Annotated in this window: 17 protein-coding genes; 6 read left to right on the top strand and 11 right to left on the bottom strand. The window is 64.2% G+C overall.

The annotated features are described in order from the left end of the window. Positions 1 to 34: 34 nt before the first annotated feature. Positions 35 to 376, bottom strand: coding sequence for a hypothetical protein (locus AC1Z32_RS34535; RefSeq protein ID WP_483483387.1), 342 nt, complete (start codon positions 374 to 376; stop codon positions 35 to 37). Between the two features lie 281 nt (positions 377 to 657). Between AC1Z32_RS34535 and gndA the strand changes: the two genes are divergently transcribed. Then, on the top strand, positions 658 to 2,064 hold the full coding sequence (gndA, locus tag AC1Z32_RS34530) for an NADP-dependent phosphogluconate dehydrogenase (protein WP_483483287.1): 1,407 nt from the start codon (positions 658 to 660) through the stop codon (positions 2,062 to 2,064). Positions 2,065 to 2,318: 254 nt separating this feature from the next. Continuing rightward, positions 2,319 to 2,690 carry a DUF1493 family protein gene (locus tag AC1Z32_RS34525; RefSeq protein ID WP_483483286.1) on the top strand — a complete coding sequence of 124 codons (372 nt, stop codon included), beginning with the start codon at positions 2,319 to 2,321 and terminating at the stop codon, positions 2,688 to 2,690. A 10-nt stretch (positions 2,691 to 2,700) separates the two neighbouring features. Here AC1Z32_RS34525 and AC1Z32_RS34520 read toward each other — a convergent pair whose 3' ends face one another. The 6 genes from AC1Z32_RS34520 to AC1Z32_RS34495 are packed head-to-tail and all read right to left on the bottom strand — an operon-like array spanning position 2,701 to position 9,444. After that, positions 2,701 to 3,822: a Gfo/Idh/MocA family protein gene (locus AC1Z32_RS34520; RefSeq protein ID WP_483483285.1), complete on the bottom strand. Its 1,122-nt coding sequence runs from the start codon at positions 3,820 to 3,822 to the stop codon at positions 2,701 to 2,703. Beyond that, positions 3,819 to 4,892: a sugar phosphate isomerase/epimerase family protein gene (locus tag AC1Z32_RS34515; protein WP_483483284.1), complete on the bottom strand. Its 1,074-nt coding sequence runs from the start codon at positions 4,890 to 4,892 to the stop codon at positions 3,819 to 3,821. The genes AC1Z32_RS34520 and AC1Z32_RS34515 overlap by 4 nt, the downstream gene beginning before the upstream one ends. A 47-nt stretch (positions 4,893 to 4,939) precedes the next feature. Next, positions 4,940 to 5,905 (bottom strand): substrate-binding domain-containing protein, encoded by a 966-nt coding sequence (locus AC1Z32_RS34510; RefSeq protein WP_062609392.1) that lies wholly within the window; start codon positions 5,903 to 5,905, stop codon positions 4,940 to 4,942. Between the two features lie 32 nt (positions 5,906 to 5,937). Continuing rightward, complete coding sequence (locus AC1Z32_RS34505; protein ID WP_483483283.1) at positions 5,938 to 6,954, bottom strand: ABC transporter permease; 1,017 nt, start codon at positions 6,952 to 6,954, stop codon at positions 5,938 to 5,940. Beyond that, entirely contained in the window at positions 6,935 to 8,422 is a 1,488-nt protein-coding gene (locus AC1Z32_RS34500; RefSeq protein WP_483483282.1) for a sugar ABC transporter ATP-binding protein, read from the bottom strand. Before AC1Z32_RS34500 ends, AC1Z32_RS34505 begins: the two co-directional genes overlap by 20 nt. Before the next feature lie 2 nt (positions 8,423 to 8,424). Beyond that, positions 8,425 to 9,444: a LacI family DNA-binding transcriptional regulator gene (locus AC1Z32_RS34495; protein ID WP_483483281.1), complete on the bottom strand. Its 1,020-nt coding sequence runs from the start codon at positions 9,442 to 9,444 to the stop codon at positions 8,425 to 8,427. Between the two features lie 209 nt (positions 9,445 to 9,653). Here AC1Z32_RS34495 and AC1Z32_RS34490 point away from each other — a divergent pair, with 209 nt between their 5' ends. After that, complete coding sequence (locus tag AC1Z32_RS34490; protein WP_483483280.1) at positions 9,654 to 10,070, top strand: YciI family protein; 417 nt, start codon at positions 9,654 to 9,656, stop codon at positions 10,068 to 10,070. Between the two features lie 37 nt (positions 10,071 to 10,107). Here the strand turns inward: AC1Z32_RS34490 and AC1Z32_RS34485 are convergent, their stop codons facing one another. The 3 genes from AC1Z32_RS34485 to AC1Z32_RS34475 form a co-directional block, all read right to left on the bottom strand. Continuing rightward, complete coding sequence (locus AC1Z32_RS34485; RefSeq protein WP_483483279.1) at positions 10,108 to 11,301, bottom strand: thiolase family protein; 1,194 nt, start codon at positions 11,299 to 11,301, stop codon at positions 10,108 to 10,110. Between the two features lie 13 nt (positions 11,302 to 11,314). Further along, positions 11,315 to 12,022, bottom strand: coding sequence for an SDR family oxidoreductase (locus tag AC1Z32_RS34480; protein WP_483483278.1), 708 nt, complete (start codon positions 12,020 to 12,022; stop codon positions 11,315 to 11,317). Positions 12,023 to 12,102: 80 nt separating this feature from the next. Beyond that, positions 12,103 to 12,531 carry a MarR family winged helix-turn-helix transcriptional regulator gene (locus tag AC1Z32_RS34475; RefSeq protein WP_483483277.1) on the bottom strand — a complete coding sequence of 143 codons (429 nt, stop codon included), beginning with the start codon at positions 12,529 to 12,531 and terminating at the stop codon, positions 12,103 to 12,105. A gap of 367 nt (positions 12,532 to 12,898) precedes the next feature. Here AC1Z32_RS34475 and AC1Z32_RS34470 point away from each other — a divergent pair, with 367 nt between their 5' ends. Continuing rightward, positions 12,899 to 14,053 (top strand): branched-chain amino acid ABC transporter substrate-binding protein, encoded by a 1,155-nt coding sequence (locus AC1Z32_RS34470; protein ID WP_483483276.1) that lies wholly within the window; start codon positions 12,899 to 12,901, stop codon positions 14,051 to 14,053. 7 nt (positions 14,054 to 14,060) lie between these two features. Here AC1Z32_RS34470 and AC1Z32_RS34465 read toward each other — a convergent pair whose 3' ends face one another. Then, the gene (locus AC1Z32_RS34465; RefSeq protein ID WP_483483275.1) at positions 14,061 to 14,987 is read right to left on the bottom strand and encodes a LysR substrate-binding domain-containing protein; all 927 of its coding nucleotides are present in this window, start codon (positions 14,985 to 14,987) and stop codon (positions 14,061 to 14,063) included. A 129-nt stretch (positions 14,988 to 15,116) separates the two neighbouring features. On the opposite strand from AC1Z32_RS34465, the gene AC1Z32_RS34460 reads away from it, so the two are divergent. Together AC1Z32_RS34460 and AC1Z32_RS34455 are read left to right on the top strand one after the other, a co-directional pair. Next, positions 15,117 to 16,271: a methionine aminotransferase gene (locus AC1Z32_RS34460; protein WP_483483274.1), complete on the top strand. Its 1,155-nt coding sequence runs from the start codon at positions 15,117 to 15,119 to the stop codon at positions 16,269 to 16,271. Positions 16,272 to 16,303: 32 nt separating this feature from the next. Then, positions 16,304 to 17,086 (top strand): ABC transporter substrate-binding protein, encoded by a 783-nt coding sequence (locus AC1Z32_RS34455; protein ID WP_483483273.1) that lies wholly within the window; start codon positions 16,304 to 16,306, stop codon positions 17,084 to 17,086. The last annotated feature ends 97 nt before the right edge of the window (positions 17,087 to 17,183 follow it).

The following is a 17,183-nucleotide window of genomic DNA, read 5'->3' as shown; positions in this document are numbered from 1 at the left end:
TCGCTCCATATCGTTGGTTTGCTCGTCGCCGATTTCAGGCCTGCCATACGCCATAGCCCGCTTCCCGCAAGCCGATCGCCAGTTCCACTTCCATGTCGCGCGCGCCGTCGTAGGGCATCGGGTTGTACATCTCGTACAGATGCGGCAGAAGGCGCAGCCCGAATTCCCGCACGAAGCGGTTCGACTGGATGCCCGCCTTGTGTTTGTCGAAACGCACGTCGGGATCGATGCCCGTCATGCCCACATAGACGAACGGCATGCCGGTCACGTAGTCGGGATTCGCGCGCCGGAAGCGCGCTTCGTTCCAGACCGTGCCGGACAGCTCGACGACGTAGACGGAATAGTGATGGCTGCGCGCGCGCCGGGAGGGCGGCATGTTTCGGATGGCCTTCTCGGCGTGCTCGTTGCGGGCGTTCATTCTAAGACGGCATCGCGCGATGTGCCCGGTTCGCCGGCGTGCCCCCTGCCGGATGCGTCTCAAAGTGGTAAATTCGGGGCGGTCTGCGCTCGCGCAACGATCGGAGCGCCGCACGGCCGGCGCTTCGCCGATCGGCCGGAGACGACCTCTCACGCGCGGGCGCCGCTACCATCGACACGTTTTCATCCCGAAGCCGCGCGCCACGAGCCGCGCTCGCTTCGGTCATTCGGAGATCAAGCATGAGCAAGCAAGCTATCGGCGTGGTAGGCCTCGCCGTCATGGGCCGCAATCTGGCCTTGAACATCGAGAGCCGCGGTCACGCCGTTTCGGTCTATAACCGCAGCCGGGCCAAAACCGACGAACTGATTGCCGAACATTCCGACAAGAAGCTCGTGCCCACCTACACGCTCGAAGAGTTCGTCGATTCGCTCGAAAAGCCGCGCCGCATTCTGATGATGGTGAAGGCCGGCGCGGGCACCGACGAGACCATCGCCCAGTTGCGCCCGCTGCTCGACAAGGGCGACATTCTCATCGACGGCGGCAACACGCATTTCACCGACACCATCCGCCGCAATCAGGATCTTGCGAAGTCGGGCCTGCATTTCATCGGCACGGGCGTGTCCGGCGGAGAGGAAGGCGCGCTGAAAGGTCCGTCGATCATGCCGGGCGGACAGAAGGAAGCGTACGAGCTCGTCGCGCCGATCCTCACCGAGATCGCCGCGAAGGCGCCCGACGGCGAGCCGTGCGTCGCGTACATGGGCCCGGACGGCGCGGGCCACTTCGTGAAGATGGTTCACAACGGCATCGAGTACGGCGACATGCAGCTGATCGCCGAAAGCTATGACGTGCTGAAGCGCGTCGCCGGCTTGTCGAACGACGAGCTCGGCAAGGTGTATGTCGAGTGGAACCAGGGTGAACTGGATAGTTACCTGATCGAGATCACGTCGAAGATCTTCTCGAAGAAGGACGATGAAACGGGCAAGGATCTCGTCGATGTCATTCTCGACCGCGCCGCGCAGAAAGGCACGGGCAAGTGGACGAGCCAGAACGCGCTAGATCTCGGCGCGCCGCTGCCGCTGATCACCGAGGCGGTGTTCGCGCGCGTGCTGTCGTCGCTGAAGGATCAGCGCGTGGCGGCGAGCAAGGTGCTGTCCGGCCCGACGCCGAAGTTCGACGGCGATCGCGCCGCGTTCATCGAGTCGGTGCGGCGTGCATTGTATCTGTCGAAGATCGTGTCGTATGCGCAGGGCTTCGCGCAGTTGCGCGCGGCGTCGGAAGAGTACAAGTGGGATCTGCATTACGGCGAGATCGCGAAGATCTTCCGGGCGGGCTGCATCATCCGCGCGCGCTTCCTGCAGAAGATCACCGATGCGTATGCGAAGAACGCGCAGCTCGCGAACCTGCTGCTCGATCCGTATTTCAGCGATATCGCGGCGAAGTATCAGGACGCGTTGCGCGACGTGGTCGTCGCGGCGGTGAAGGCGGGGATTCCGGTGCCGGCGTTTTCATCGGCGATTGCTTATTTCGATGCGTATCGCTCGGAGCGCTTGCCCGCGAATCTGGTGCAGGCGCAGCGGGATTTCTTCGGCGCGCATACGTTCGAGCGGACGGATAAGGCGGGGAGTTTTCACGCGAATTGGGCGTGATGATCTGGACCGATCTGATCGGGAAGTGAGAGACGCGGCTCCGTTAGAGCCGCGTTTTTTTTCATTCATCAAGCAACGTGAAATTACTGACGCTACGCAAGCGTTGATTACTTAGTTATACACACTTATGACCGCCCATCCGTGAATGATCAGTGGGTGAAATATGAGCAATATTTATCGATAACCTTCCAACCCGACGGAAATTCAAACTTGCGGTCAAGGGCACCTCGGTTGCATCGATCGATTCAAGAACAATGCTGCTCTTCGACATGAAATACACGCAAACCTGGGACCGTCTTGTCGAATACTTCGAAGCAAAGATCGGCAAGCCGCCCTTGGGACAGACTCGATTCACGCCCGAGACCGATCTCTATCACGACCTCGACTTGAATCCACCCGAGATTTCAGCGTTGCTTCACGACTGGGGATTAAATTTTCGCGTCGACATCAGCGAATTCGACATCGGCCATTACTATCCATTCAGTCAACTGAGCAAACCGGCGTTCTTCTGGACGCTGCTCAGGTCGCCCTTTAGCCGACAAGCCAGGGAAACGCTCGGAGGCTGGCAACTCACCCTCGGCATGCTCGAGGAAGCGATGATTCGAGGAAAGTGGGTCATCGATTGAGCCATCCGCTTCAAGCAAGCCCCACCCACTCCCCATTCCCCCGACTGCTCCTCAACACCGCCTCCACGAACCTCAACCCCGCGACCCCATCCTCGACGGTGGTGAGCCACTCATCCCCCTGCGTCGTCCCGCTAAGAATGCATGCCGCGGCATCCGTATAAACCTGCGCGAACGCCTCCAGATACCCTTCCGGATGCCCCGCCGGCACCCGCGTCGCGTGCAGCGCTTCGGGACTCTGCACGCGCCCGCGCGTGATGCGCTCCGACGCGCCGCCGATCAGCGTGAACCACAACTCATTGGGCTTCTGCTGATCGAACGTAATGCCCGCCTTCGTTCCATACACGCGCAAGCGCAGCGCATTCTCCTCGCCCGCCGCGACCTGACTCGCCCACAGCATCCCGCGCGCGCCGCCCGCATAACGGAACATCGCCTGAACGTGATCGTCCACGCGACGATCCGCGACGAAAGTCGTCACTTCCGCCGATAGCTCCGCGGGCCGCATCCCCGTCACGTACTCCGCAAGCTGATACGCATGCGTGCCGATATCGCCGAGACAGCCGGCCGGACCTGCCAGCGCCGGATCGGTGCGCCACACCGCCTGCCGGTTCGCCTGCGTCTCAACGGGCAGCGACAACCAGTCCTGCGCATACTCGACCTGCACGACGCGAATATCCCCGAGCAAACCACGCCGCACCATCCCGCGTGCATGCCGCACGAGCGGATAGCCCGTGTACGTATAAGTCACCGCGAACACGCGATCCTTCTCGCGCGCGAGCTTCGCCAATGCCTCGCCTTCATCGAGCGACACGGCCAGCGGCTTGTCGCAGATCACATGGATGCCCGCTTCGAGGAAAGCGGTGGCGATAGGCGCATGCAGATGATTCGGCGTGACGATCGCCACCGCCTCGATGCCGTCCGAACGCCCCGCCTCGATGCGCGCCATCTCGCGATAATCGTCGTAGCTGCGCGCAAGCCCGATCGCCGCCGCGCTCGACGCCGCCCGTCGCGCATCCGATGACAACGCACCCGCCACCAACTCATAGCGGTCATCGAGCCGCGCCGCCATGCGATGCACCGCGCCGATAAACGCGCCCTCGCCGCCGCCGACCATCCCCAGCCGCACGCGATTCATCGCTTTTCTCCGATCTTGTCTCCGATACCCAGCACGCCGCGCATCTGCTCGCGGCTCGCGCCGCTGCCGGCGAAGTCATCGAAGGCGCGCTCGGCCACGCGGATGATGTGATCCCGTATGAACACCGCGCCCTCGCGCGCGCCGTCTTCCGGATGCTTCAACGCGCATTCCCATTCGAGCACCGCCCAGCCGGGAAAATCGTATTGCGCCATCTTCGAGAAGATCGCCTTGAAATCGATCTGGCCGTCGCCCAGCGAGCGGAAGCGTCCCGCGCGATCCACCCAGCCCGAATAGCCGCCGTACACGCCCTGCTTTCCATTCGGCCGAAACTCGGCGTCCTTCACATGAAACGCCTTGATGCGCGCGTGATAGATATCGATGAACGCGAGGTAATCGAGTTGCTGCAGCACGAAGTGACTCGGATCGAACAGGATGTTCGCGCGCGGATGATCGTCCACCGCGGCGAGAAAGCGCTCGAAGGTCACGCCGTCATGGAGGTCCTCGCCGGGATGCAGCTCGTAACACACGTCGATGCCCGCGCGATCGAACTCATCGAGAATCGGGCGCCAGCGATTCGCGAGCTCGTCGAACGCGGCTTCGACGAGGCCCGCGGAACGCTGCGGCCACGGATAGATATACGGCCACGCGAGCGCACCCGAAAACGTCACATGCGCGCTCAGGCCGAGACGCTTCGACGCCGCCGCCGCGAGCTTCAGCTGCGCTATCGCCCATTCGGTGCGCGCTTGCGGATTGCCGCGCACGTGCGGCGCGGCGAAGCCATCGAACAAGGTGTCGTAAGCGGGATGCACCGCGATCAACTGGCCTTGCAGATGCGTCGACAGCTCCGTGATCGCGACACCCGCATCGTCGGCCGTGCGGCGGATGTCGTCGCAATACGCATCGCTCGACGCGGCCTTTTCCAGATCGATCAGACGCGGATCGGCGGGAACCTGAATGCCCTCGTAGCCGAGCGAGCCGGCCCATGCAGCGAGGCTCTCCAGCGTATCGAACGGGGCGGCATCCCCCATGAACTGCGCGAGAAATATCGCCGGGCCCTTGATGGTCTTCATCTTTCGCCTCTATGTAAGCGCCGGTCAGCGCGTGACCGGCCATGCACTCAAAACGGCGAGTTCGGGAAATAGAACTGCTTCGCGTTGTCCTTCGTGATGAGCACCGAAGGGATGATCGTCGTCGGCGGCAGCTTGTCGCCCTTCAGGCGCGCTTCGGCGGTCAGCTTGATCGCGTCGTAGATGAACTTCGGCGAATACGAGACATCGGCCTTCACGCGCGGGTCGCCATCCATGATGCGTTTCACCGCTTCCTTCGATCCCGCGCCGCCGAACACTTCCTTGATATCCGTGCGCTTTGCCTGATCGATCGCCTTCAGCACGCCGACCATCATGTCGTCGTCGGCGGCCCACACGGCGTCGATATGCTTGAAGCGCGTGAGATAGTCCTGCATCACCTTGAAGGCATCGTCGCGATTCCAGTTCGCGTACTTCGCATCGAGAATCTTGATATCGGGATACTGCTTCATCACGCCTTCGAACGCGGTCCAGCGCTCGTTGTCGAGCGTCGTCGGAATGCCGCGCAGCGCGACGATATCGCCCTTGCCGTTCAGCGTCTTCGCGAGATACTCGGCGGGAATCCTGCCGAACGCGGTGTTGTCGCCGGCCACATACGCGTCCTGCGCGCTGGTGTCGGTGAGGCCGCGATCAACCACCGTCACATACACGCCCTTCTTCTTCACCTGCGCAACGGGCTGCGTGAGCGACGCCGATTCCTGCGGGAAGATCACGAGCGCATTGATCTTGTTGACCGTCACGAGATCCTGCAACTGGTTCGCCTGCTCGGGCGCGCTCGCCGCCGTCTTCACGATGACCTTGAGGTCCGGATGCGCCTTCTCCAGTTCCTTCTTCGCTTCGTTGGCCCACCACACGATGCCGCCCGTGAAGCCGTGGTCGGCGGTCGGAATGGCGACGCCGAGTATCACCTTGTCGGCTGCGAATGCAGACGACGATGCGACGGCGAACGCGCTTGCCGCGAGCGTGAGCGCGCCGAGCGCGCGAAGCATTTTCTTCATGACGATGTCTCCTTGTCTTGTTGAACTTCCGGCTATCGACGACCACGCTGCAAAAAGGCTACGACGACGATCACGGCGCCCTGCACCGCCGCGTTCAGATACACGCTGATGATGCTCGTGAGATTCAGGATGTTGTTGATGACCGAAAGCAGAATCGCGCCGATGACCGTGCCGATCACGCGCCCCTCGCCGCCTTTCAGCGCCGTGCCGCCAACCACCACAGCGGCGATCGCTTCCAACTCCCACAGAATGCCGGTGGTCGGCGTGGCCGATCCGAGGCGCGGCACGTACAGAATGGTCGCGACTGCTACGCACAGCCCGAGCAATACGTAGGTGACGATCTTCACGTTATCGACGCGAATCGCGGCATAACGCGCGACCTGCTCGCTCGAACCGATCGCCTGCACATGCCGTCCGTACACGGTGCGGTTCAGCACGAGCGCGCCGCCCGCCGCGACGATGAGAAACACCCAGATCGGCACCGGCACATGCAGCACGCTCGCGTAATAGACCGGGCCGTACAGATCGACGAGCGAGTTGTCGAGCGTGAGCGCGCCGCCGTCCGCGAGCCACGTGAGCAGCGCGCGAAAGATGCCGAGCGTGCCCAGCGTCACGATGAACGGCTCGATGCGCCCCTTCGTGACGAGCACGCCATGCGCGAAGCCGAACAGCGCGCCGAGCAAAAGCGCAAGCACGATGCCGAGCGCGATGATCAGAAGCGGCGGCACCGCGTGCCCGTGAAAGCCCTGCAGCAGCCCGTTCATCATGTAGATCATGCTGCCCGCGATCAGCGCGGCCATCGAGCCGACGGAAAGGTCGATGCCGCCCGAGATGATCACGAAAGTCATCCCCACCGCGATGATGCCGATGAACGACGTGCGCGTGAGCACGTTCATCGCGTTGTCGAAGGTGGCGAAGTCGCTGTTGAGCAAGGTGCCGCCGATGCACAGCGCGATCAGCCCGATCAGCGGCCCGACGCCGAACAGAAAGCGCGAAACGGCGGAAAGGCGGCTCTCGCTTTCGATGTCTTCAGTGTGTGCCGGTCGCATGCGCGATCAACCTCTCTTCGGTCAGAAGGTCCATGCCGAGCGTCGCGACGAGCTCGCCCGCGCGCATCACCGCAACGCGGTGGCAGAGACCGATCAGTTCGATCAGCTCGGATGAAATCACGACCACCGCGCGGCCTTCGGCGGCGAGACGATGAATCAGAAAGTAGATATCGCGTTTCGCGCCGACATCCACGCCGCGCGTAGGCTCGTCGAGCACGATCACGCGCGGATCGGGATGCAGGAACTTCGCGAGCGCGAGCTTCTGCTGATTGCCGCCCGAAAGCATGCGCGCGCGGCTCGACGCATTGCCCGTGCGAATGCCGAAGTCCTTCAGCGCGGCGGCAAGCGCCCCGCGTTCCGCGCGCGTATCGACGAGCGGATGCGCGTAGCGCTCGAGCGTCATCATCGTGAGATTGTCTTTCAGCGCCATGTCGACGTGCAGGCCGCGACCCTTGCGGTCTTCGCTCAGATAGGTGATGCCGTGCTTCATCGCATCGCGCGGGCTCTTCAGTCTGATCGTCGCGCCGTTGATCACCACGCGCCCCGCGCTCAGCGGACGCAAGCCGACGAGCGCCTCGAACAGCTCCGTGCGTCCCGCGCCGACGAGGCCCGCGAAGCCGAACACCTCGCCTTCACGCACGCTGAAGCTCACGCCGTCCGCCCATCCCGGCACCGATGCGTGCTCCACCTTCAATGCTACGGGCGCATCGTCGGCGAGGGCGGGCTTGGCCGGAAACATGTCGGAGACCTCGCGGCCGACCATCAGATTCGCCATCTGCTGACGCGTGAGTTCGTCGGTGGGCGCGCGCGCGACGAAGCGGCCATCGCGCATCACGATCACTTCGTCGGTGATGCGCTCGACTTCATCGAGCTTGTGCGAGATATAGACGATGGTCGTGCCCGCTTCCTTAAGACGCGCCATCAACGCAAACAGGCGCTGCGTCTCCGATGGCGTCAGGGTCGCGGTCGGCTCGTCCATGATGAGCAGGCGCGCATCGCGCAGCATCGCCTTCGCGATCTCGACGAGCTGCTTCTCCGCGACGATCAGATCGCGCACCTTCGTATCCGGATTCGTGTGCAGGCCGACTTCGCTCAACCGCGCGCGCGCGGCCTGGCGCATCGCGGGCTCGTCGAGGAAGAAGCCCTTCTTCAGCTCGTGGCCGAGAAACATGTTCTGCGTGATGCTCAGGTGATCCGCGAGATTCAGTTCTTGATGGATGAGCACGATGCCAGCATGCTCGGCATCGCGCGAGCTCGCGAAGCTGCGTTCGCTTTCGTCGATATATAGCTCGCCCGCGTTCGCGCGCTCGTAACCCGCGAGTATCTTCATCAACGTCGATTTGCCCGCGCCGTTCTCGCCGAGCAATCCGTAGATGCGGCCCGGCGCGAGATCGAAGGTGACGCCGTGCAGCACGCGCACCGGCCCGAACTGCTTTTCGATGCCCTGAAAGCGCACGGCGAGGCTCATCGTCACGCGCTCCTTCGTTCGATAAGCCGATGCGGCAGCAGCACGCCCGGCACGTCCGCGCGCGGATCGCGCAGGCGTTTGAGCAGCAATTCGGCGGCGGTTTCGCCGAGCAGTTGCATCGGCTGCGAGACGGTCGTGAGCGGCGGATCGACGTGCGCGGCTACCGCGATATCGTCGAAACCGACGACAGCGACGTCGTCCGGCACGGAAAAACCCGCGCCGCGAAAGCCGTTCATCACGCCGATGGCGAGCGTGTCGGACACGGCGAACGCGGCGGTCGGTCTCGCGTCCCCGAGCGCGGCGAGTTGCGCGGCCGCGCGTTCGCCCGCGTCGTAGTCGAGACTGTCGAGCTCGATGAGCCATGCCGGATCCGGCTCGATGCCCGCGTCCTTCAGCGCATCGCGATAGCCCGCGAGCCGCTGGCGTCCATACAGATAGCCCTGCCCCGAGTTGATGAGCGCGATGCGCCGATGACCCTTGGCGGTCAGATAGCGCACGACATCGCCCGCGGCGAGATGATTGTCGATGCCGACATAGGGCACGCCCGCCGCCGGATCGAACTCGCAGCACGCGACCCACGGCAGCGTCGACGATTCCTCGGCAAGCGCCTTTTGCACGGCGGCGGGATCGAGGCAGATCGCGCCGTCCGCGCGGCGTCCGCGCAGGAGATCGAAATAGCTTCGCTCGCGCAACGGGTCCGCGCCGGTATCGCACAACAGCATGAAGTAGCCGTTCTGACGCGCGACACTGTCGATGCCGCGCACGATCGCCGCATAGAACGGATTGCCGAAATCGGGAACCATGGTGAGCAGCAGGCGGCTTTCCGCCGTGCGCAGATTGCGCGCGAGCTCGTTGATGCGATAGCCGCTTGACGCGACCGCTTCGAGCACTCGCTCGCGCGTCGCCTCGCGAACGTTCGTGTGCCCGTTGAGCACGCGCGACACGGTGGCGACCGACACGCCCGCGCGCTCGGCGACGTCGGCAATCGATACTTCCTCGCGTGGACGAACCGTATCTGACATCGCTGAAACGTCGCTCGCGGCGATCGGGATGTAATGGATTACATTATTTGATCGTACGAGCCGCGAAGGCAACCGCAATCGACTAGGGAAAAACGCTTAAGCGGGAAAGTCGCGCGCATGTGTCGATCTCGTGCGATGTTGCTCGTCGTAGTGTCGGAGCGGGCCGATGACGCCCGACACCTATACACCGATTTCGAGGAGCAATCCACATGCGATTCATGATGCTGATGATCCCGCGCGGCTATGAAAGCGCGGAACCGGGCGCGATGCCGAGCGCGGAAGCCGTCGCCGCGATGATGAAGTACAACGAGGAATTGCAGAAGGCCGGCGTGCTGCTCGCGCTCGATGGCCTGCATCCGCCGTCGATGGGCGCGCGCGTCTCGTTCGAAGGCGGCAAGCCGCGCGTCACCGACGGCCCTTTCGCCGAAGCCAAGGAAGTGCTCGGCGGCTACTGGATGATCCAGGTGAAGTCGCGCGAAGAAGCGATCGAATGGGCGAAGCGTTGTCCGGGCTCGGAGAACGAAGTCATCGAAGTGCGGCAGGTGCAGGAGATGGACGATTTCCCGCCCGATGTGCAGAAGGCCGCGGCGGGTTTCGACGAGATGCAGAAGGCGGTGAAAAAGTGAACGCGATGGCCGGCAGGCGTACTGCCGGCCGTGTCGCTTAGCCGATGCTTTCCAGCGCGAGCGCGATCCCTTGCCCGCCGCCGATGCACAGCGTCACGATCGCGCGCTTCACGCCGTCGCGGCGCATCGCGTGAGCGAGGCGCGTCGTGAGCACCGCGCCGGTCGCGCCTATCGGATGCCCGTGCGCGATCGCGCCGCCCTCCACGTTGACGATGTCCTCCGGCACGCCGAGCGTCCGCGCCACGGCGATCGGCACCGCCGCGAAGGCTTCGTTGATCTCGAAGCGCTCCACGTCGCCGAGCGACCATCCCGCGCGCTGCAGCGCCTGCCGAACCGCGGGCACCGGCCCGAGCCCGAACATGCCCGGCTCGACCGCCGCCACGCCGAACGCCGCGAGCCGCACGAACGGTGCGATGCCGCGCGCCTCTGCTTCGCCGCGGCTCGTCACGATCATCGCCGATGCGCCGCTGTTCAGACCCGGCGCGTTGCCCGCCGTGATCGTGCCGTCGGGGCGGAAGGCAGGACGCAGCTTCGCGAGCGTCGCGAGGGTCGTGTCGGGGCGCGGCTGCTCGTCGCGCGCGAACGCGATGGTTTCACGCCCCATCTTCACGTCTATGCCGACGATCTCCGTATCGAACGCGCCGTCCTTCTGCGCCGCCGCGAACAACTGCTGCGAGCGCTCCGCCCAGCGGTCCTGCGCTTCACGCGTGATATCGAGCTTCGTCACGAGGTCTTCCGTGTGCCAGCCCGAATGCTCGCCGGAGAAAGCATCGACGAGGCCGTCGCGCAGCATGCTGTCGTAGATCTGCGCGTGGCCCATGCGATACCCGCGGCGCCCGCCGTCGAGCAGATACGGCGCGCGATCCATGTTCTCCATGCCGCCCGCGATGGCGAGCTTCGCCACGCCCGCCGCGATCTCGGTCGCCACCGTCGCGATGGCCTGCGCGCCCGACCCGCACACGCGATTCACCGTCAGCGCGGGCACCGATACCGGCACGCCGCCGCCGACCGAAGCCTGCCGCGCCGGATTCATGCGATTGCCGGCCTGGATCACGTTGCCGAACACAACCGTATCGACCGATGCCGGATCGAGCGCCGAGCCCGCGCGCCGCAGCGTTTCCGCTATCGCGGCGGCGCCGAGATCGACGGCCTGCGTGTCCTTCAGCGCGCCATTGAACGCGCCGATCGCCGTGCGCACCGGATGACACAGCACAATCTCTTGAGAAAACATGGCGATGCCTCCTTCAGCGCGGAATGCCGGTCAGATAGAGCGGCGCGTCGGTCGAGAGCGACTGCTTGACGGCGCGGCCGGTGTCATCGACGAGAACTTCTTCCTGGTTCTTTTCCACGGCGGCGAGCACTTCGTTCACCACATGCGCGGGCGTCGACTTTGGCGCGGTGACTTGCGCGGTCATGTCGGTGTCGATGTAGCCGGGATGCGCCGCCACGACGAGCGTGCCCTGCTCGCGCAGCTCCTCGCGCAGCGCGTTGGTCGCCGCCCACGCCGCCGCCTTCGAGATGTGATACGCGCCGCCCGCCGGCAGCGAGACCCAGCTCAGCACCGACAGAATATTGATCACCGCGCCGCCGCCGTTCTTCTTCAGCACGGGCGCGAATGCCTGCGTCAGCGCGATCGGGCCGAAGGTGTTGATCTCGAGCAGATCGCGGATGCCCTGCGTCGAAGCCGGATCGACGATGAGCCCGCGCGTCGTCACGCCCGCGTTGTTCACGATCACGTCGACGTCCGTATACGTGGCGGCGGCTTCGGCGATATCGGCGGCGTTGGTCACATCGAGCCGGATCGCTTCGACGCCCGGAATATCGACGCTCTTCGGATCGCGCGCGGCCGCATACACCTTCGCCGCACCCGCTTCGAGCAGCGATTTCGCGAACTGTTTGCCGAGGCCGCGATTGGCGCCGGTCACGAGTACCACTTTTCCTTCGATCTGCATGCTGTGCTCCATCTAACTGTGCATATGCACTAACTGTGTCAAACAAAAGGCCCGCGCATGGCGGGCCTGCTGTGCTCCACTCACTCCATCGTCGTCAGTTCGAAGAGCGATTTGCGCAACGCCTTCGCGCGTTTCTCGCCGAACTTCGCCTCGAATTCCGCCTGCGCCGCGCGCCATTGTGCCGACGCCTTCACCAGCGTGTCGCGGCCCGACGCCGTGAGCCGCAGACCGACCGCGCGCGAACCCGCCGATTCCTGCGCCGCCTCGACGAGGCCGTCGCGCTGCAAGGGCTGCAGCGCACGCACGAGCGTCGTGCGGTCCATGACCATCGATTCGGACAGCTCGGCCATCTGCACGCCCGGCTTGCGCCCGATTGCAGCGATGATCGTGAACTGCGCCGCCGTGATGCCGACCACGTTCAGGTGCCGCTCGTACAGCTGCGACACATAGCGCGCGGCCTGACGGATCGCGAAACAGTTGCAGTCGAGAGGAGAAGAGTTGGAATTCATGTTTCGCAGCATATGAGTGCATATGCACTTTGTCAAGCCGCGGAATTTCAATCGGTGCGATAGGCGCGCGGCGGGGATTGTCGGGAATCGTCGCGCGCTGCCGGGCGGCGAAATGCGCGAAGCCGCCCCGGACGTGCGCTGGCGGCATATCGGGCCTGTGCCGAAATCCGCATCCGGCACGCGACTTAACACCAAGACGCGGCGAATTTGATTTCCTAAATTGCGCATGTCCGCTGCCTGTGCCGGGCCGCGCGCGAAGCGGGTGCTTACATCGTCGGATAGCCGAACGGTGGAAAGCGTACCCGTCTTGCCGGCACTGAAACGGTCGTGTTTCGTTCGATTGCCAAACCAAAATGGAGAGGAAACCATGCGCATCCGTACCAAACCTTTGGCATTGCTGGTGGCATGCGCCACGGCCGCCCTTGGCGTTGTGCCGTTCGCGGCGAGCGCAGACGAATTGCCGGTGAAAGTGGGTTTCGCCGCGCCGCTCACAGGCGCGAATGCGGGTTACGGGAAGGACCTTCAAAACGGCGTGCAGCTCGCGCTCGACGAAGCCAACGCGAAGAAAATCAGCATCGGCGGCAAGACGGCGAAGTTCGAGATTCGCGCGGAAGACGATCAGGCCGACCCGCGCGTCGGTGTGCAGGCGGCGCAGAAGCTCGTCGACGATGGCGTGGCGGTCGTCGTCGGGCACTTCAACTCGGGCACGACGCTGCCCGCCTCGCCGATCTACAACAACGCCGGCATTCCGACGATCGACCCCGCCGCGACCAATCCGACCATCACGACGCGCGGCCTCGAAAACATGTTCACGGTGATTTCGAGCGACGCGCAGAACGCGGGCAACGCCGGCGTCTACGCGGTGACGACGACGAAGGCGAAGCGCATCGCGATCATCGACGACCGCACGGCTTTCGGTCAGGGCGAGGCGGACGAGTTCGAGAAAGCCGTGAAGGCGAAGGGCGGCACGATCGTCACGCGCGAATACAGCGACAACCAGACCGTCGATTTCAGCGCGCAACTCACGCGCATCAAGGCGACCAACGCGGACCTGATCTTCTTCGGCGGCCTCGACCGGCAGGCGGCGGCGGTCGTCAAGCGGATGAAGCAGCTCGGCATGAACGCGCAGTTCGTGGGCGGCGGCGGCGTGATGGACGCCGATTTCCTCAAGCTCGCCGGCGACGCCGCCGAGGGCGCGCAGGCGTGGGAATACGGCAGCCCGCTCGACAAGCTGCCCGCAGGCAAGGCGTTCAGCGACAAGTTCCAGAAGCGCTTCGGCGTCGCCATCCTTTCGTATGCGCCGTTCGGCTATGACGCCGCGTGGGCCGCCATCCACGCGATGCAGAAAGCCAATTCCATCGATCCGAAGGTATACCGGACGGTGCTGAAGTCGAACCAGTTCGAGGGCATCACCGGGCCGATCGCGTTCGAGAGCAACGGCGCGCTGAAGAACGCATCGTCGACGCTGTATCAGGTCAAGAGCGGACAGTGGGAATCCGTTGTGACCAAGCACGGCATGTGATGACGGTTCAGGCCTGCGCCGCGTGCGTCCGAGCCTGAAGCCGCTCACGGGTTGTCGCCGCTTCGTCGCCGAGCCATTGCGCGAACTGCTGCAAGGCCGGCGACGGCGCGGGCCGCTCCGGATACACGAGGTAATACGCCGCGCCGCTCGGCACGCACAACGGGAACGGCGCGATCACGCGCTTCGCCCGCAGGTCTTCCTCGATCAGCGAGACATCGCCGATCGTCACGCCCAAACCTTGCATCGCCGACGACATCGCGAGATCGAGCGTGTCGAAATGCTGCGCTTTCGTCGACGGCAGGCCCGCGTAGCCGTAGGCGCCGAGCCACAGCAGCCAGTCACGGCGGTCGCGCGTGGGATGCAGAAGCGTCTCGCCGGCGAGATCGTCGGGCGCCGGCGCGGCGTGTTCTTTCGGCTTCCACAATTCGGGCGCGCAGACGGGCGTCAGCACTTCATCGAACAGATGATGCGCGCTCACACCTTTCAATGACGGCGCCGCGCCGAAGACGATCGCCGCATCGAACTGCTCCGCGTCGAACTCGACGCCGTGCGACACCGACGCCGTCACCTCCACCACCAGCTCCGGCCGCTCGTTCTGCAGACGGATCACGCGCGGCAACACCCAGCGCATCGCGCAGGTCGGGCACTTCACGCGCAGAATGCCCGATTGCGCGCCGCCTTTCGCGAGCGCATCGTCGATCTGGGCGAACGCCTGCTGCAAGGGCGCGACGAGCAGCGCGCCGTGGTGCGTCAGCCCGAGCCCGCGCGCCTGCCGCGTGAACAGCGCATAGCCGAGATGCGCCTCGAGCCCGGCGATCTGCCGGCTGACCGCGCCCTGCGTCACGTTCAGCACCTCGGCCGCGCGCGTGAAATTCAGCTTCTGGGCGACGACCAGAAAGGTTTTGAGGACATCGAGCGAAGGAAGGGGTTTCATCGGGTTTTCGGCCTATAGCCATGATCTGCAAGCATGGCTAGTATGACAAAGTTTCGATTGTCCGCGCTTTATTGCTGCGGTTGAATCACCGGCAGTTATCGCTGAACCGCAATCCCGGAGACACCCGCCGTGCAAAGCGCCTGCATTCCCGAGTCGAAGCTGCCAAACGTCGGCACGACCATTTTCACCGTCATCGGCCAGTTGGCCGACGAGCATCACGCGCTCAACCTGTCGCAGGGCGCGCCCAACTTCGCGTGCGATCCGAAGCTGATCGAAGGCGTCGAGCGAGCCATGCGGGCAGGACATAACCAGTACTCGCCGATGTCGGGCGTGCTCGCGCTGCGCGAGGCGATCGCCGTGAAGACGCAGAAGCTCTATGGCGCGACCTACGATCCGGGCACAGAAGTCACCGTCGTCGCGAGCGCGAGCGAAGGCCTGTACGCGACGATCAGCGCGCTCGTGCATCCCGGCGACGAGGTGATCTACTTCGAGCCGTCGTTCGACAGCTACGCGCCGATCGTACAACTGCAGGGCGCGAAGCCCGTCGCGATCAAGCTTTCGCCGGAAGATTTCCGCATCGACTGGAACGAAGTCGCCGCCGCGATCACGCCGCGAACGCGCATGATCCTCGTCAACACGCCGCACAATCCCACCGGCAGCGCGTTCACGTCCGCCGACATCGAGCGGCTCACCGCCCTGACGCGCGACACGAAGATCATCGTGCTTTCGGATGAGGTCTACGAGCACGTCGTGTTCGACGGCGCGCTGCATCAGGGCATGGCGCGTCATCCCGAACTGGCCGAGCGCAGCGTGATCGTGTCGTCGTTCGGCAAGTCGTATCACGTGACGGGCTGGCGCGTCGGCTACTGCCTTGCGCCCGCGGCGCTGACGGCCGAGATCCGCAAGGTCCACCAGTTCATGACCTTCTCCGCCGACACGCCGATGCAGATGGCCTTCGCCGAGGCGCTCGCGGACGAAGCGAGCTATCTGAATCTCGGGCCGTTTTATCAGCACAAGCGCGATCTGCTCGCGGAATCGCTGAAGGGCTCGCGCTTCGAACTCTTGCCGAGCGCGGGCAGTTTCTTCATGCTGGCGCGCTACGACGCGATCTCGAACGAAAGCGACAGCGACTTCGTGCTGCGCCTGATCCGCGAGGCGCGCGTCGCGACGATTCCGCTGTCGGCGTTCTACACCGACGGCACCGACAACCGCCTGATCCGTCTTTCCTTCGCGAAGGACGACGACACGCTCGTGGAAGGCGCGCGCCGCCTTCGCTCGATCTGACGATTTTTCCGCCTATTCTGGAGACCACCACGATGAAACTGAACCACATCGCCAGCGCATTGCTCGTAGCGTGCTCGTTCGCGAGCGGCGCGGCGCTCGCCGCCGATACACTGCGCTTCGGCCTGGAAGCGCAATATCCGCCGTTCGAGTCGAAGTCGTCGACGGGCGAATTGCAAGGGCTCGATATCGACGTGGGCAACGCGGTGTGCGCCGCCGCGAAGATGCAGTGCAAGTGGGTCGAGACCTCGTTCGACGGCCTGATTCCCGCGCTGCAGGGCCGCAAGTTCGACGCGATCAACTCCGCGATGAACGCGACCGAGCAGCGCCGCCAGGCGATCGATTTCACGACGGTCGTGTATCGCGTGCCGACGCAGCTCATCGCGAAAAAGGGCAGCGGGATCGAGCCGACATCGGCGTCGCTCAAGGGCAAGAGCGTCGGCGTGCTGCAAGGCTCGATTCAGGAGACGTTCGCAAAAGCGCACTGGGAGAACGACGGCGTGAAGGTCGTGCCGTATCAGGACCAGAACCAGGTGTACGCGGATCTGAAGTCCGGCCGTCTCGATGCGACGCTCGTGCTCGCGCCGGCGGGACAAAGCGGTTTCCTGTCGAAGCCGGATGGCGAGGGTTATGCGTTCGTCGGCGCGCCGGTGCGCGACGACAAGATTCTCGGCAGCGGCATCGCCTACGGCGTGCGCAAGGGCGACGATGCGCTGAAGGCGAAGCTCAACGCGGCGATCGACAAGGTCAAGGCGGACGGCACGATCGACAAGTACGCGAAGAAGTATCTGGGGAATATCGATATTTCGGCGAAGTGATACAGCGGGCGCGCGGCGGCTCCAGCAGCTTTTTTTGAGCACGGGCACACTGGCGGCTTGACCTTCTTCGGCCGCGGCGCGCCCATCGCGATATTGC

This window comes from Caballeronia sp. 11_S32, assembly GCF_056930355.1.
This window is presented reverse-complemented; position numbering and strand designations above follow the sequence as displayed.

Coding starts and splice junctions, on each gene's coding strand:
- AC1Z32_RS34500 (WP_483483282.1), bottom strand. CDS start 8,422: ATGAGCCTCGCCGTGCGCTTTCAGGGCATCGAAAAGCAGTTCGGGCCG.
- AC1Z32_RS34535 (WP_483483387.1), bottom strand. CDS start 376: ATGCCGCCCTCCCGGCGCGCGCGCAGCCATCACTATTCCGTCTACGTC.
- AC1Z32_RS34485 (WP_483483279.1), bottom strand. CDS start 11,301: ATGTTTTCTCAAGAGATTGTGCTGTGTCATCCGGTGCGCACGGCGATC.
- AC1Z32_RS34480 (WP_483483278.1), bottom strand. CDS start 12,022: ATGCAGATCGAAGGAAAAGTGGTACTCGTGACCGGCGCCAATCGCGGC.
- AC1Z32_RS34455 (WP_483483273.1), top strand. CDS start 16,304: ATGAAACTGAACCACATCGCCAGCGCATTGCTCGTAGCGTGCTCGTTC.
- AC1Z32_RS34465 (WP_483483275.1), bottom strand. CDS start 14,987: ATGAAACCCCTTCCTTCGCTCGATGTCCTCAAAACCTTTCTGGTCGTC.
- AC1Z32_RS34490 (WP_483483280.1), top strand. CDS start 9,654: ATGCGATTCATGATGCTGATGATCCCGCGCGGCTATGAAAGCGCGGAA.
- AC1Z32_RS34510 (WP_062609392.1), bottom strand. CDS start 5,905: ATGAAGAAAATGCTTCGCGCGCTCGGCGCGCTCACGCTCGCGGCAAGC.
- AC1Z32_RS34505 (WP_483483283.1), bottom strand. CDS start 6,954: ATGCGACCGGCACACACTGAAGACATCGAAAGCGAGAGCCGCCTTTCC.
- AC1Z32_RS34470 (WP_483483276.1), top strand. CDS start 12,899: ATGCGCATCCGTACCAAACCTTTGGCATTGCTGGTGGCATGCGCCACG.
- gndA (WP_483483287.1), top strand. CDS start 658: ATGAGCAAGCAAGCTATCGGCGTGGTAGGCCTCGCCGTCATGGGCCGC.
- AC1Z32_RS34475 (WP_483483277.1), bottom strand. CDS start 12,531: ATGAATTCCAACTCTTCTCCTCTCGACTGCAACTGTTTCGCGATCCGT.
- AC1Z32_RS34520 (WP_483483285.1), bottom strand. CDS start 3,822: ATGAATCGCGTGCGGCTGGGGATGGTCGGCGGCGGCGAGGGCGCGTTT.
- AC1Z32_RS34525 (WP_483483286.1), top strand. CDS start 2,319: ATGCTGCTCTTCGACATGAAATACACGCAAACCTGGGACCGTCTTGTC.
- AC1Z32_RS34495 (WP_483483281.1), bottom strand. CDS start 9,444: ATGTCAGATACGGTTCGTCCACGCGAGGAAGTATCGATTGCCGACGTC.
- AC1Z32_RS34515 (WP_483483284.1), bottom strand. CDS start 4,892: ATGAAGACCATCAAGGGCCCGGCGATATTTCTCGCGCAGTTCATGGGG.